At 52.0% G+C, this 13,597-nt stretch carries 11 protein-coding genes and 3 pseudogenes; 10 read left to right on the forward strand and 4 right to left on the reverse strand.

Going from position 1 to position 13,597, the window contains the following annotated elements:
- Window positions 1-33: 33 nt before the first annotated feature.
- The 6 genes from alr (at window position 34) to DMB82_RS16705 (ending at window position 5,148) form a co-directional block, all read left to right on the forward strand.
- A complete protein-coding gene (gene alr / locus DMB82_RS16680) occupies window positions 34-1,116 on the forward strand; it encodes an alanine racemase (protein WP_116165010.1) in 1,083 nt (360 codons plus the stop codon).
- Window positions 1,109-1,747 (forward strand): hypothetical protein, encoded by a 639-nt coding sequence (locus DMB82_RS16685; RefSeq protein WP_102117288.1) that lies wholly within the window; start codon window positions 1,109-1,111, stop codon window positions 1,745-1,747. The genes alr and DMB82_RS16685 overlap by 8 nt, the downstream gene beginning before the upstream one ends.
- Window positions 1,748-1,880: 133 nt before the next feature.
- Complete coding sequence (locus DMB82_RS16690) at window positions 1,881-2,360, forward strand: Lrp/AsnC family transcriptional regulator (RefSeq protein WP_102117289.1); 480 nt, start codon at window positions 1,881-1,883, stop codon at window positions 2,358-2,360.
- A 249-nt stretch (window positions 2,361-2,609) separates the two neighbouring features.
- Window positions 2,610-3,224 (forward strand): YitT family protein, encoded by a 615-nt coding sequence (locus tag DMB82_RS16695; protein ID WP_102117290.1) that lies wholly within the window; start codon window positions 2,610-2,612, stop codon window positions 3,222-3,224.
- A gap of 64 nt (window positions 3,225-3,288) precedes the next feature.
- A complete protein-coding gene (locus DMB82_RS16700) occupies window positions 3,289-4,482 on the forward strand; it encodes an amino acid aminotransferase (protein WP_102117291.1) in 1,194 nt (397 codons plus the stop codon).
- A gap of 168 nt (window positions 4,483-4,650) precedes the next feature.
- Window positions 4,651-5,148, forward strand: coding sequence for a M48 family metallopeptidase (locus DMB82_RS16705; protein ID WP_102117292.1), 498 nt, complete (start codon window positions 4,651-4,653; stop codon window positions 5,146-5,148).
- On the opposite strand, the pseudogene DMB82_RS16710 reads toward DMB82_RS16705, so the two are convergent.
- Window positions 5,143-5,375 (reverse strand): annotated as a pseudogene (locus DMB82_RS16710) (IS1 family transposase); the annotation flags it as partial. The gene DMB82_RS16705 and the pseudogene DMB82_RS16710 sit on opposite strands and share 6 nt — an antisense overlap.
- Window positions 5,376-5,508: 133 nt before the next feature.
- Between DMB82_RS16710 and DMB82_RS16715 the strand changes: the two are divergent.
- Window positions 5,509-5,682, forward strand: a complete 174-nt coding sequence (locus DMB82_RS16715) for a hypothetical protein (RefSeq protein ID WP_167469190.1) — start codon at window positions 5,509-5,511, stop codon at window positions 5,680-5,682.
- Here DMB82_RS16715 and DMB82_RS16720 read toward each other — a convergent pair.
- Both DMB82_RS16720 and uvrA read right to left on the reverse strand, forming a co-directional pair.
- Window positions 5,669-6,088 carry a secondary thiamine-phosphate synthase enzyme YjbQ gene (locus DMB82_RS16720; protein WP_116155442.1) on the reverse strand — a complete coding sequence of 140 codons (420 nt, stop codon included), beginning with the start codon at window positions 6,086-6,088 and terminating at the stop codon, window positions 5,669-5,671. The two genes, DMB82_RS16715 and DMB82_RS16720, sit on opposite strands and share 14 nt — an antisense overlap.
- A 16-nt stretch (window positions 6,089-6,104) precedes the next feature.
- A complete protein-coding gene (gene uvrA / locus DMB82_RS16725; RefSeq protein ID WP_116165008.1) occupies window positions 6,105-8,939 on the reverse strand; it encodes an excinuclease ABC subunit UvrA in 2,835 nt (944 codons plus the stop codon).
- A gap of 250 nt (window positions 8,940-9,189) precedes the next feature.
- Here uvrA and ssb1 point away from each other — a divergent pair, with 250 nt between their 5' ends.
- Together ssb1 and DMB82_RS16735 are read left to right on the forward strand one after the other, a co-directional pair.
- Window positions 9,190-9,747 carry a single-stranded DNA-binding protein SSB1 gene (gene ssb1, locus DMB82_RS16730; protein WP_116155441.1) on the forward strand — a complete coding sequence of 186 codons (558 nt, stop codon included), beginning with the start codon at window positions 9,190-9,192 and terminating at the stop codon, window positions 9,745-9,747.
- 619 nt (window positions 9,748-10,366) lie between these two features.
- Window positions 10,367-11,777: pseudogene (locus tag DMB82_RS16735) on the forward strand (reverse transcriptase domain-containing protein); the annotation flags it as partial.
- 20 nt (window positions 11,778-11,797) lie between these two features.
- Here DMB82_RS16735 and DMB82_RS16740 read toward each other — a convergent pair.
- Window positions 11,798-12,925 carry an ISAs1 family transposase gene (locus tag DMB82_RS16740; protein WP_102119602.1) on the reverse strand — a complete coding sequence of 376 codons (1,128 nt, stop codon included), beginning with the start codon at window positions 12,923-12,925 and terminating at the stop codon, window positions 11,798-11,800.
- A 96-nt stretch (window positions 12,926-13,021) separates the two neighbouring features.
- Here DMB82_RS16740 and DMB82_RS16745 point away from each other — a divergent pair.
- Window positions 13,022-13,522: pseudogene (locus tag DMB82_RS16745) on the forward strand (HNH endonuclease); the annotation flags it as partial.
- Window positions 13,523-13,597: the final 75 nt, after the last annotated feature.

Here is a 13,597-nt window from a genome sequence, read left to right on the forward strand (position 1 = left end):
TCAGCAATGACAACACTGCACTAAGGAACAAGAATGAAAACGGCAACGGCCGTCATTAACCGGCGTGCTTTGCGCCACAACCTGCAACGTATCCGTCAGCTAGCGCCTGACAGTCAGGTCGTTGCCGTCGTGAAAGCCAATGCCTACGGCCACGGCATGATCGACGCTGCCCATACCTTTTCCGACGCTGACTGCTACGGCGTCGCGCGGCTCTCCGAAGCGCTGGCACTGCGCGCCGCGGGCATCACTAAGCCTATCGTCCTGCTGGAAGGCTTTTTCTCCGCCGACGACCTCCCGCTTCTGGTAGAGCACCAGTTAGAAACCGCCGTTCACAGCCCTGAACAGCTTGCCGCGCTGGAACAGGCCACGCTGCCACAGCCGATCCCCGTGTGGATGAAACTGGATAGCGGTATGCACCGTCTTGGCGTTCTGCCGGAACACGCCGACGCATTCTGGCAACGCCTGACCGAATGCCGCAACGTGGTACAGCCAGTCAATATCATGAGCCACTTTTGCCGCGCCGATGAACCCGAAGCGGGAACCACCGAACGCCAGCTAGCCTGCTTCGATGCCTTTACGCAGGGTAAGCCCAGCGCACAGTCCATTGCGGCCTCCGGCGGTATTCTGCTGTGGCCGCAGTCACACCGCGATCGCGTTCGTCCCGGCATCATTCTCTATGGCGTGTCACCGTTGGATAACGAAGACGCCGCGCATTTTGGCTTCCAGCCAGCCATGACCTTTACGTCTCACCTGATCGCGGTACGCGAACACAACGCGGGCGAAGCGGTCGGTTACGGCGGCACCTGGATCAGCCCGCGCAATACTCGTCTGGGTGTGGTCGCCGTCGGCTACGGTGATGGCTATCCGCGCTGCGCCCCAGCCGGGACGCCCGTGCTCGTCAACGGCCGCGAAGTACCGCTTTCTGGCCGCGTATCGATGGATATGATCACGGTGGATTTAGGGCCAGATGCGCAGGACAAGGTCGGCGATGAGGTCATCCTTTGGGGGCCAACGCTACCGGTTGAACGCATTGCTGCGCATACGGGCGCCAGCGCCTACGAGCTGATCACGCGCTTAACCCAGCGCACCGCGTTGGAATACGTCGACGGTGAGTAAAAACGGACTGACTAGTTTTTATCGGCAAGCTCATGGCTTGCCGACCTTAAAACGGGTTATCTACTATGCGGCAAGCTGGCTTGCCGTCTCCGCTATCCTGACGCTGTTTGCCCTCATTAATTTCTATACTCTGAAACCGACGGACGTCGGCGGCACGCTGTTTGGCGGCATGTTTAGCGCGATGTTCGACCTCATCTATTGGTCTTGCGCCGCGTCGGGATTCTGCTTTCTGGCGCTCTTTCGGCTTTCAGGATGGCGTGTTGCCTGGGTACTCGCGGGGCTGGTGCAAATCGGTATCGGCGCACTGTGGCGCATTCAATATTGGCAGGATTATGAAAGCGACGAGCTGATACTTTCCCCGATGCCCGGCGAACTGTATGTTTCCATGCTGGTGGGCGCAGGCATGGCCGCCATCGGCATCGTGAAATATCGACACGCGCGGCGCAACCCAGTCGCTCCACGTCCAAGCTATGCGAAAGCGGTCGCTGCATTGCTGCTGATCGCGCTTTATTTCGCGCTCCCGCTGCATTTCTACCTGCGTGAACCTCTCCCCTACTGCGCTTTTAGCCCCAGCGGTCAGCAGTTAACGGTATGTCTGGGAGACAATGACGAGCGGATTATTGTTGAGTGATGGATGTACCGCCGTACAGGCAGCTAAGAAAATTAAACGCGCCGAAAATCAACAATAAAAAACTCATAGGCAACGCGACCTAAAAAGCTGGTAGTCTGTTTGGCCGACTGCCTGATACTGTTTAGGAAACGCGATGTACCACATTGATGACTTCGATCTGAAAATCCTGACGCTGCTACAGACCAACGGCCGCCTGACCAATCAGGAACTGAGCGATCTGGTTGGGCTTTCCGCCTCGCAGTGTTCCCGCCGTCGCATCGCGCTAGAACAGGCACAGCTGATTCTCGGCTACCATGCCCGCCTGTCGCCGAACGCAGTCGGGTTGGAATGCCTAGGGTTAATTGAAGTGCGGTTGATCAACCATACCAGCGAATACGTTGAACGCTTTCACCAGATGCTGGGGGAAGTGGATGCCATCATCGATGCCTATAAAACCACGGGTGATGCCGATTATCTGTTAAAAGTCGCCGTGGCCGATCTGCCAGGACTCAGCACCCTGATTAGCCAGATTCTGTCGCAGAACAAGAGCGTCGCGCACCTGAAAACCTCAGTGGTATTGAACCGCCTCAAAGAGAACGGTTTGGTGATACCAGAACGGCTTGCGTTGCCCTGAATTGGGGCAACTGCCTCTATTTGGTGCATAAAATGAATGCCTCACGCAACGAAACCTATGTAAATGCACGATTCAGCCGAATAGATAATAAAAAACGCATGAATCACGCATTGTTTTCATTCATATAATTCAATACGTTGCTCTTATCGCAGGCGAGATTACGCAGACACCAGCCGCTAAACAGCACTATCTGGTGCGATTCTTGCTTTGGTAAGCACCTGTTTTACGACCATCTGTTGAGTGCTCACCATGGATAACGTTATTCCCACACAAAAACTATCACACACGCTGCTGGAAGATATTCTGGCGATATTGATCGGCACGCTGATGGTATCGTTTGGCGTTATCCTGCTGCGTCAGGCCGGTGCCCTCACCGGCGGCACCGCGGGCATCGCGTTCCTTACCCACTATCTGACCAACGTCTCCTTTGGCGTTGCGTTTTTCCTGCTGAATCTGCCCTTCTATTATCTGGCTGTGCGCCGCATGGGGTGGGAATTCACGGTGAAAACGTTCTGCGCCGTCGGGCTGGTTTCGTTGTTTTCCGACCTGCACCCGCTGTTCGTTCATTTCGATCAGCTCAACCCGTTTTACGCTACGCTGTTTGGCAATATCATCACCGGAATCGGCTTCGTAGTGCTGTTCCGCCATAAGGCCAGCCTCGGCGGCATGAACATTCTGGCGCTGTATCTTCAGGACAAATACGGCCTGCGAGCGGGAAAACTCCAGATGGGCGTTGACGTTGTGATTGTGCTGACTTCGCTGTTCGTGGTAAGCATACCCATGTTGATTGCTTCGATTCTGGGGGCAACCATTCTGAACCTGATTATCGCGATGAACCATCGCCCCGGCCGTTACGCGGCCTGATTGTTCCCATCATCGTCGGGGTTGCGGTACCCATAAAAATTGACACATTCAGGAGAGCTACACTGTGTTTCAAAACGTTGATACCTATGCCGGAGATCCTATTCTGTCTCTGATGGAAAAATTCAAACAGGATCCAAGAGCGGATAAGATCAATTTGAGTATCGGGCTCTACTACAACGAGCAGAATATTATCCCGCAGTTGCGCTCCGTCAGTGCGGCCGAAAGCAGCCTGAAACAGCCGGCGCAGAGCGCAAGCTCTTACCTGCCGATGGAAGGGTTACAGCCTTACCGTACCGCGATCCAACACCTGCTGTTTGGTGAAAATCACGCAGCGCTGAAAGCCGATCGCATCGCCACCATCCAGACGCTGGGCGGTTCCGGTGCACTGAAAGTCGGTGCAGATTTCCTGAAACGCTACTTCCCGAACTCAGAAGTGTGGGTCAGCGATCCAACATGGGAAAACCATATTGCGATCTTCGAGGGGGCGGGCTTTAACGTTCACACCTATCCGTATTTCGATGGCGAAAGCCTGGGCGTGAAATTTGACGCCATGCTCGCCACGCTGCAAACGTTGCCAGCGCGCAGCATCGTGCTGCTGCATCCATGCTGCCACAACCCGACCGGTTCTGACCTCACCACCGAACAGTGGGATCGCGTCATTGAGCTCATCATCCAACGTGAGCTGATTCCGTTTATGGACATCGCCTATCAGGGCTTTGGCCTCGGGATTGAGCAGGATGCCTATGCGATTCGCGCCGTTGCCAGCGCGGGCGTTCCGGCACTCATCGCCAACTCGTTCTCCAAGATTTTCTCACTGTATAGCGAGCGCGTCGGCGGCCTTTCCGTGGTGTGCGACGATGCCGACAGCGCACAGCGCGTGCTGGGTCAGTTAAAAGCGACCGTCCGCCGCAACTACTCTTCCCCACCGAATTTCGGCGCACAGGTCGTTTCTAAAGTCCTGAATGACGCGCAGTTGAACGCTGACTGGAAAGCGGAAGTCGAAGAGATGCGCACCCGTATTCTGAGCATGCGTCAGGAGCTGGTTTCAGCACTGAAAAACGCGCTGCCGAACCGTAACTTCGATTACCTGCTCACCCAGCGCGGCATGTTCAGCTACACCGGTTTCAGCTCAGAACAGGTTGATCGTCTGCGTGAAGAATTCGGCGTGTACCTGATCGCCAGCGGACGTATGTGTATGGCGGGGCTGAACCACAGCAACGTCCAGCGCGTCGCCGCTGCTTTCGCCGCGATCCAGTAAATTGTAAATGACAACGCCACTGGCTTAACCGACTCACATGAGTGAACTCGCTTAACCCGGTGGCCTGTGTTTTCGGTTAACTATCGCTGTCGTGCTATCTGTTCTCTACACTCAGACTGACGGCAACACATCGACAAATCCGCCATGCTTTATCCCAACGAATAAAATATGACCCAGTTACGCTACCTGAACGGCTATCCCCCAGCAATTATTGCCCAAGTACAAACGCTCCTTGATCAAGGCAAACTCGGCCCGTGGCTGGAAAAAAAATACCCTGATCGCCATCCGATCCAGAGTGACAAGTCGCTCTATCAGTTTGTCGCCGAACTGAAACAGCGCTATCTAAAAAATGCTCCAGCGATATCAAAGGTGCTTTACGACAATAAACAGAACCCGATCAAAGGGACGCTGGGAACCAATACCTTTGTGGCACGCGTGCAAGGCGGAAAATTAAAGTCCAATAATGAAATCAGAATAGCGACGCTATTCCGTGACGGGCCCGAAGATTTCCTGCGGATGATCGTGATACACGAACTCGCTCACCTCAAAGAAAAAGACCACAACAAGGCTTTCTATCAACTCTGCTGCCATATGGACCCTGATTATCACCAGTTGGAATTTGATATGCGAATCTGGCTGAACTGGCGGGAAATAAACGAGTCATGACGCAAATGCGTTGTAATGGTGTTTTTCAATATAAGTACCGATGACTTTTCATGTATTTCAAATGAGCGTGAAAAGCAGGTTGTTTTCCTCGCCAGACGTTTAATATGAATTCGTAAATGAAGGTTATGCCGCTCAATTCTCTGCGTGAATAGCTTACCTGTCAGGTGTTTTTCTGACTCGGTTTCTCGTGCGTAACGCCCCCAATCATCGGTGGTGAAAAACCATATTGTTGACAGTAGTATCGGGGAAATCCTGCCTTTCCTATACCATACTTACGGACGGGTTCTGTTTGCTGGCAATGTCGGCAGGCAACGTTGATCGTGGCTGGCATAAATGCGTGACCTCAAAAGAGAATACCTTATGAAAATAACGCTTTTAAGCCATTACCACTTTCTAAGCTGCCTGTACGGCAGCTTAGAAATGCGCCAGATTCTGATACGCGAGGCACAGCGCGTTCACTGCCGTACAGGCAGCTCGCTTTTTATCGGGATACGTCACTGGCGCGACGCATTTCGTGGCGTTATTCCCCATTGAGCGTGACAACCAGCGAGCGGCTGCCGCCGTGGTTGCGGTGTTCGCACAGGTAGATACCCTGCCAGGTGCCGATGTTCAGGCGTCCGTTGGTGATGGGGATCGTCAGGCTGTTGCCGAGCAGGCTGCCTTTCAGGTGCGCGGGCATGTCGTCGCTACCTTCATAGGTATGGCGGTAATACGGTTCATCCTCCGGCACTAAGCGATTAAAAAAGCTCTCGAAATCCTGCCGCACCGTAGGGTCGGCATTCTCGTTAATCGTTAGCGCCGCCGAGGTGTGCTTGATGAATACCTGCATCAACCCGACTTTTATCTGGCGCAATGCGACAACCTGCGCCAGTATTTCGTCGGTCACCAGATGGAAGCCTCTGGCTTTCGGCTTCAGGCGGATTTCATATTGCGTCCACATTGCCTTATTCCTGCTATCAGGCTTCACGCGCCAGAATCGGTCGCAGGAAACGCGCAGTGTGAGACGCTTCGCACTCTGCCACCGTTTCCGGCGTGCCGGAGACCAGAATTTCTCCGCCGCCGCTGCCGCCTTCTGGCCCTAAATCGACAATCCAGTCTGCCGTTTTAATCACATCCAGATTGTGTTCAATCACCACGATGGTATTGCCCTGATCGCGCAACTGATGCAGAACGGTAAGAAGCTGCTGAATATCGGCAAAGTGCAGGCCGGTTGTAGGTTCGTCGAGAATATACAGCGTCTGCCCGGTGCCGCGTTTCGACAGCTCGCGAGACAGTTTTACACGCTGCGCTTCCCCGCCGGACAGCGTGGTGGCTGACTGCCCAAGACGAATGTAGGACAGACCGACGTCAATCAGCGTTTGCAGTTTCCGCGCCAGCGCCGGAATGGCATCAAAGAACTCTCGCGCCTCTTCGATGGTCATATCCAGCACTTCATGGATGCCTTTGCCTTTGTATTGAATCTCCAACGTTTCGCGGTTATAGCGCTTGCCTTTGCACTGGTCACACGGCACATAGACATCCGGCAGGAAGTGCATTTCGACCTTAATCACGCCGTCGCCCTGACAGGCTTCACAGCGCCCACCGCGCACGTTAAAACTGAAACGGCCAGGATTATAGCCACGGGTACGGGCTTCCGGCACGCCAGCAAACAGTTCACGAATCGGCGTGAAAATACCGGTGTAGGTTGCCGGATTGGAGCGCGGCGTACGGCCAATCGGGCTTTGATCGATATCGATCACCTTGTCGAAATGCTCCAGTCCCTGAATCTCGCGGTGCGCGGCAGGCTCTGCCAGCGTGGCACCGTTCAGTTGGCGCTGCGCCAGTGGGAACAAGGTATCGTTGATAAGGGTCGATTTACCCGATCCTGATACCCCAGTGATGCAGGTAAACAGCCCAACCGGCAGCGTCAGCGTGACGTCTTTCAGGTTGTTACCCTTCGCGCCAATCAGCTTCAGCACTTTGGTCGGATCCGCAGGCACGCGCTGCTGCGGGATTTCAATCTTGCGTTTACCGCTGAGGAACTGCCCCGTCAGCGAATCTGGCACCGCCATGATCTCTTCCATCGTGCCTTCTGCGACAATCTGCCCGCCGTGCACGCCCGCGCCGGGGCCGATATCAATCACATGGTCGGCGGCGCGAATTGCGTCTTCATCATGCTCAACCACAATGACGGTATTGCCCAGATTGCGCAGGTGAATCAGGGTTTCCAGCAGGCGCTCGTTGTCACGCTGGTGCAAGCCGATAGATGGCTCATCCAGCACGTACATCACGCCAACCAGGCCAGCACCGATCTGGCTTGCCAGACGAATGCGCTGCGCCTCGCCGCCGGACAGCGTTTCCGCCGAACGGGAGAGCGACAAATAGTTCAGCCCGACATTCACCAAAAATTTGAGTCGATCGCCAATCTCTTTCAGCACTTTCTCGGCGATTTGGGCGCGTTGCCCACTGAGCTTCATATTCTGGAAGAACGTCATCGCATGGCCGATGCTCATATCGGAAATCTGCGGCAGCGTCGTCTGCTCGACGAACACGTTACGCGCTTCTTCACGCAGGCGCGTTCCGCCGCAGCTGGCGCAGGAACGGTTGCTGATGAATTTTGCCAGCTCTTCGCGCACCGCCGTGGATTCCGTCTCTTTATAACGGCGCTCCATGTTGTGCAGCACGCCTTCAAACGGGTGACGACGCACGGAGGTGTCGCCGCGATCGTTGATATATTTGAATTCGACGTTCTCTTTACCGGAGCCGTAAAGAATAACTTTCTGCACCGCAGCGCTCAGACTTTCAAACGGGGCATCGACGTCAAATTTGTAGTGCTCCGCCAATGAGCGCAGCATTTGAAAATAGTAGAAGTTGCGACGGTCCCAGCCGCGAATCGCGCCGCCAGCCAGCGACAGCTCGGCATTTTGCACCACGCGGGACGGATCGAAGAACTGCTGCACGCCCAGACCATCACAGCTTGGGCAGGCACCCGCTGGGTTGTTGAACGAGAACATACGCGGTTCCAGCTCATGCATGCTGTAGCCACACACCGGACAGGCAAAGTTCGCCGAGAACAACAGTTCAGGCTGGGTTGGGTCGTCCATATCGGCAACAACGATGCTACCACCGGACAGATCCAGCGCGGTTTCGAATGACTCCGCCAGCCGCTGTGCCAGATCGTCACGCACTTTAAAGCGATCGACGACGACTTCAATGGTGTGCTTTTTCTGTAATTCCAGCGTCGGCGGATCGGACAGATCGCACACTTCACCGTCGATACGGGCGCGGATATAGCCCTGCGACGCCAGATTTTCCAGCGTCTTACTGTGTTCGCCTTTGCGATCTTTCACAATCGGTGCCAGCAGCATCAGGCGTTTGCCTTCCGGCTGTGCCAGCACGTTGTCCACCATCTGGCTGACCGTTTGTGCATCCAGCGGCACATCGTGCTCCGGGCAACGCGGCTCACCCACGCGAGCAAACAGCAGGCGCAGATAATCATGAATTTCGGTAATCGTCCCGACCGTAGAACGCGGGTTGTGCGAGGTGGATTTCTGTTCGATAGAGATGGCGGGCGACAGCCCTTCGATATGATCGACGTCCGGTTTTTCCATCAGCGACAAAAACTGACGGGCATAGGCGGAGAGGGATTCCACATAGCGCCGCTGCCCTTCGGCATACAGCGTGTCAAACGCCAGCGATGACTTACCCGACCCCGACAAACCGGTGATTACGATCAGCTTGTCACGAGGGATTATCAGGTTGATATTCTTGAGATTATGGGTACGAGCACCACGAACTTCGATCTTATCCATTCACACACTTCCCGGAATAAAAACGGTTTGTCATCGCCTCTCGAAGAGAGAGAACCGGTACGAAACGAGCAATTATGGCACAAACAAGGCTGAATGGATATCCAGTATTAAACCCGTTTACCTTGCAAACGCTGCAAATTTTACTTTCATTTCTGAAGCCATTTCGCAGGTATGACAGAGAGTTTTCCACATGGTAAGATTGATCGTTTAGACTTAGAAAATAAATCTACCGATTCATCAGGAGACGAGCATGGCCAGCAGAGGCGTTAATAAAGTGATTCTTGTCGGGAATCTGGGTCAAGACCCGGAAGTCCGCTATATGCCGAATGGTGGTGCAGTTGCCAACATCACGCTGGCTACGTCGGAAAGCTGGCGTGACAAGCAAACCGGTGAGCAGAAAGAGAAGACCGAATGGCACCGTGTCGTGCTGTTCGGCAAACTGGCAGAAGTCGCGGGCGAATACCTGCGCAAAGGCTCTCAGGTTTACATCGAAGGCGCACTGCAAACCCGTAAATGGGCCGATCAGGCTGGCGTAGAGCGCTACACCACCGAAGTCGTCGTTAACGTCGGCGGCACCATGCAGATGCTGGGTGGACGCCAGGGCGGCGGCGCACCAGCAGGCGGTAACGCAGGTGGCGGTCAGCAACAAGGCGGTTGGGGCCAACCTCAGCAGCCGCAGGGCGGCAACCAGTTCAGCGGCGGCGCGCAATCTCAACAGCGTCCAGCACAGAACCATTCCTCTACAAGCAATGCTCCAGCGCAAAGCAACGAACCGCCAATGGATTTCGACGACGACATTCCGTTTTAAGTGCGCCGTTTAGCTTTGTAAATCAATCGCTTACGGCAACTTCATGTCGCAAGTATAGGCTGTTGGAAAGCCTATTGCAAGCCTAACTTATCCTTGTCTAGTAATAGACTTGAACCTCGAAAGAGGGAGGGGAGTGCAGCATGTTAGGAAAAGGCTGGTGGCGGGGAAACTATCTACTTTGCGCCAGTCATTGCAAGTCCTATATGGTTAAACCTGATTGGTTGAATCATAGTCCATAGTGGGTTTCGGGATATCTTTGACTCACGATAGTTAAGGAGTCATACCAATGTTTATGATGATTATGGTTAGAAGGTCATCATATCCGACAACATTGGCACCTGCTCGGTGAGAGTGGTAATTGGACGTAAGTGAAACCTAAGTAGGACGCCTCTTGACTACAGAGAAATGCGGGATCACCTAAGTTGGTTTGAATTTAACAACCAATATGGTGACGGAGGCTCCGTAGTACCCAACGTAGCCCTGTAATGGGGTAGCAGTCGGTTTTAATCCGACCTGAAACTTGGATATAAGCAATGGGGTGACCCATGTGAAAATTCAAATGTAAGGGGGAAGGGAGACAGTTAGACGCGATACTAATAGAAGCGAGGTTCGATAGTCAGTGCTATCAGACAGAACACTCAAAGCTCTAAGTGGTATTAGTAAAGCAAGTAAACAAGGTTGCAAGATCAAGAAACTACACAAAATCATGTGTAGTCATCAGGATCTCTGGATGCAGGCTTACGCCAACATCTATCCCAATCGTGGAGCCATGACGAAAGGGATAGACGATAACACATTAGATGGAATGGGCATTGAAAGGATTAATCATCTAATCAACCTCATAAAATCTGGTAGTTATTTTCCTAAACCTTGCAGACGCACACACATACCCAAAGATGCTCGGAAGCCGAATGGTAAGAAAAGACCTCTTGGAATACCAAGTGGTGATGACAAGCTGATACAAGAGGTCATGAGAATGATCTTGGAAGAAATCTACGAACCAATCTTCAGTGACTGGAGTTATGGATTTCGACCTAGGCGGTCTTGCCACACCGCTCTGACTGAAATTAGAGACAGTTGGAAAGGAACCAAGTGGGTATGTGACGTAGATATCAAGGGGTACTTCGACAACATTAACCATGACCTCCTGCTGAGATTTCTCAGTAAGAGAATTGATGATCGACCTTTTCTTGCGCTTCTTAGGAAGTTCTTAAAGGCTGGTTACATGGAAGAATGGCGTTATTTTGGCACCCACACGGGAACCCCGCAAGGCGGGATAATTTCCCCGATACTAGCCAATGTTTTTCTCCATGAACTTGATGAGTTTATGAAAACTAAAATCAAAGAGTTCAGCAAAGGGGGACGAAGAAAACCCAACCCAGAGTACAAAAAGGCTCTACAAAATCGTACCAACCGCATTAAGTGGATAAAACAAGGTTTCGGAGCCTCTGGTTTCCCTGCTGATGAGCAGAAAATCGAAAGATGGAAGCAAGAGGTGAAGACGTTCGAAGAGCAAATGGCGAGTACGTCAAGCGTTCTTATGAATGACCCTGACTTTAAACGCATGCGATACGTTCGGTATGCTGACGACTTCCTGATAGGGATCATTGGTTCAAAGCAGGAAGCAATGCAGGTAATGGCTGACATTACTGAATTTGTTGAGTCAGAGTTAAAACTTGAAGTTTCGAAAGAGAAATCGAGTGTTGTAGATCCTAAACAAGGCTTTGTTTTTCTTGGATATGAAGTGATTTGTAGACGGGAAGACAAAAGGGTCAAATGTGTTGTGGGACATAGATCGGATGGCGGTAAGACATACGGTGTAAAACGTACTATATACTGAACACGTCCACCTTGGTGTACCGAGAGCCAGAATACACAAATTTTGTTCTCTTCGTGGCTATGGGAATTACGACATGGGGGATGGTGGTAGTCTCAGTAAACCAATCATGATGTATCTGTCTGATTATGAAATTATTAGTCAGTACAATGCGGAAATGCGCGGTTTTGCAAACTACTACAACCTTGCACCACAGGGCGTCCGCATGAGTGATCAACATTTAACCATTGACGTTAATCCAGCCATAAGAACTTGCTCCAAGAACACGGGTTTCATCATGCAGCGTTTTTGTTTCATCGGTACGCTAATCTTCGTTGGCTCGGCTCTGAGCATGTTCAGCGCCATGTGCCTTAACCCTGCCAAGTTTTCTGCGGCGTTTTCTCGGTAAATCTGGCAAGCATCCTCTCGCATACTGACATCTAAAATCCAATGCATGGACTCGATACCCCAATGGGCCCGTATCGCATCTCCGGCCTGCTCTGGGGTTAGTTTGGCTGAACTGATGTAGTAGCGGTACTCCAACTCTGGCGCTTTGCCTTTTGCTGCGCGGTAACTTTCGACCATGACTATGCTGGTTAGCCCGAGCCAGGCAGAGAAATCCCCAACCATATCACTGGCATCCAGTACATGGTAAGTGCGTGCCTCCACTCGGCTTTTCTGCTTCTCAACTTGAGATATGCCCCTGTCAATTGGCGCGCGCCGATGTGGGGTAAAAGCGGCCTGTATCGCTGCCGCTAACTTGCCTTGATTGCCCTTAACTGCCAATAAGTAGTCGCCACCTTTGCTCGTAATCGCCTTGGCAATCTTGGTCTGACAGGCCATCGCATCAATTGTCACGATGGCACCTCGCAAGTCCAACATCTGAATCAGCGCGGGTATCGCGGTGATTTCATTGCTTTTAGCATCAGTTTTAAGCTGGCCCAATACGAGTTGGTTGGCGCTGGCATAGGCACTTACCATATGGATGGTGCTTTGCCTGTCGTCTCTGTCATAAGAGCCGCGCAAAGTCTTGCCATCAATAGCGACGACTTCACCACAGGTTAACTTGTGCACGGCTTTCATCCAGGCGAGAAAACAATCGCGGAATTCAGCGGGCTCAATATTTGAAATTAGGCGAGCAAAGGTATCATCAACGGGCACACCTTTTTCAAATAAGCCCTGTTTAAGGAACCAGTCATGATGGCCGAGAACGTACTCACGAATGTCAGTCCAGCCCTGGCCTCCCGCTATCACTGCGCAGATTGAAGCAAACAAAATATCAAACAGTGGGTAATCCACTTTTGCGCTTTGTCGTTCATCGCGGATGATACTGAAATGCGCTTTGATGGTATCTAAATTCATGGTCACTCCTCAAAAGAGGAGCATAAGATCATAGTCGACTCGTCAGGTCAATGTTGACGTCGAATTGTGCAAAAAACGTTCATGATCTTGCCCTGCCTTGCACCAGTGCTATATCTCAATAAATTACATTGGATATGGCAAAACAGTCTGTTTAAGACACTGGCAGGCAAGCATCGAACATCAAGGACTAAAATTGCTCGGCAATTAAGGCAACCAGATGGTAGATACATTCACTATGAATTTCGTAATGGAAAACGCTATGAACTTGAAGTTTTCCAACTTAAAAATCGAAGTGTGTCTACAGCCGGAATAAGTGTGCCTGATTTTATCAATCAGTTACCGAATATTTATAAATATTCCTCACGTACCGAGCTGTTAGATAGGATGTCAGCAACATGCTGTGAATATTGTGGCACCAAAACTGGTTATCTTGAAGTTCACCATGTGCGCAAACTGAAAGATATCAAAGATGGTACAGAGCCTTGGAAACGCCTAATGATTGCCCGTAACAGGAAAACATTGGTGCTATGTAAGGACTGTCACGTAGATCTTCACAGAGGGACGCTACCTGACTATCGAAATTTTGCTAAAGTCTAATGGAGAGCCGTATGCGTAGAAATGTGCAAGTACGGTTCGGTGGGGGGACAACGGCCAACCCGTATAGGGCGCACG

The organism is Pectobacterium aquaticum (assembly GCF_003382565.3).
GTDB lineage: Bacteria > Pseudomonadota > Gammaproteobacteria > Enterobacterales > Enterobacteriaceae > Pectobacterium > Pectobacterium aquaticum.

Excerpts from the sequence above, each read along its gene's own strand:
- DMB82_RS16720 (WP_116155442.1), bottom strand. The coding sequence starts at position 6,088 with ATGTGGACGCAATATGAAATCCGCCTGAAGCCGAAAGCCAGAGGCTTC.
- DMB82_RS16690 (WP_102117289.1), top strand. The coding sequence starts at position 1,881 with ATGTACCACATTGATGACTTCGATCTGAAAATCCTGACGCTGCTACAG.
- ssb1 (WP_116155441.1), top strand. The coding sequence starts at position 9,190 with ATGGCCAGCAGAGGCGTTAATAAAGTGATTCTTGTCGGGAATCTGGGT.
- uvrA (WP_116165008.1), bottom strand. The coding sequence starts at position 8,939 with ATGGATAAGATCGAAGTTCGTGGTGCTCGTACCCATAATCTCAAGAAT.
- DMB82_RS16715 (WP_167469190.1), top strand. The coding sequence starts at position 5,509 with ATGAAAATAACGCTTTTAAGCCATTACCACTTTCTAAGCTGCCTGTAC.
- DMB82_RS16695 (WP_102117290.1), top strand. The coding sequence starts at position 2,610 with ATGGATAACGTTATTCCCACACAAAAACTATCACACACGCTGCTGGAA.
- alr (WP_116165010.1), top strand. The coding sequence starts at position 34 with ATGAAAACGGCAACGGCCGTCATTAACCGGCGTGCTTTGCGCCACAAC.
- DMB82_RS16705 (WP_102117292.1), top strand. The coding sequence starts at position 4,651 with ATGACCCAGTTACGCTACCTGAACGGCTATCCCCCAGCAATTATTGCC.
- DMB82_RS16740 (WP_102119602.1), bottom strand. The coding sequence starts at position 12,925 with ATGAATTTAGATACCATCAAAGCGCATTTCAGTATCATCCGCGATGAA.